1 protein-coding gene is annotated in these 506 nt (G+C 63.2%); it reads right to left on the reverse strand.

What is annotated here, in order from left to right:
- On the reverse strand, window positions 1-272 hold a 272-nt coding region (locus tag ABD76_RS28970; RefSeq protein WP_206765465.1), incomplete at its 3' end, for a hypothetical protein.
- Window positions 273-506 lie beyond the last annotated feature (234 nt).

The raw sequence follows: 506 nt of genomic DNA on the forward strand, positions 1-506 counted from the left end.
AAATCGAACTCCCGGCCTAGCTCAGGTAGCCAGATGCCGTGCCACATCTCTTCCGTGAGCGTGGGTGGGCCACCGGGGGATGCCGGGACTACTTTCCCGTGGTGCTCGAGCACGGCCAAGGGCGTGCGCAGCTGGAGCGTGGCGCAGTAGCGCCAGCCTTCAATGATGTCCTCGTTGCCCGAAGGGATCTGGGGCATGTCATGACGGCGCGGGGCGGGCACCGGCGGCGTGGAGGCGCTTGCGCCCAGCAACCGCTTCAAGAACGTCAGCAAGGCTCTTCTCCCCAGCGAAGCGCTGGGGCCATGGTGCCACGAGCCCTAGGGAGGGGTGCCGGTAGCCGCCGGGTAGCCAAAGAACTGAACGCCGCTTCTTGTTTAGAAAAAGACAAGGTAAAACAATGCGATAGACGTGAAAAACGAACGCACCGAACTACTGCTTCATGAGCGGCGTGTGTTCGGGGGCGGGCTTGGGGGCGTTCAATCAGGGGCTCGGCGCGGGCATATGCT

The sequence above is a fragment of the Paenibacillus dendritiformis genome, assembly GCF_015845845.1.
Classification (GTDB): Bacteria; Bacillota; Bacilli; order Paenibacillales; family Paenibacillaceae; genus Paenibacillus_B; species Paenibacillus_B dendritiformis_C.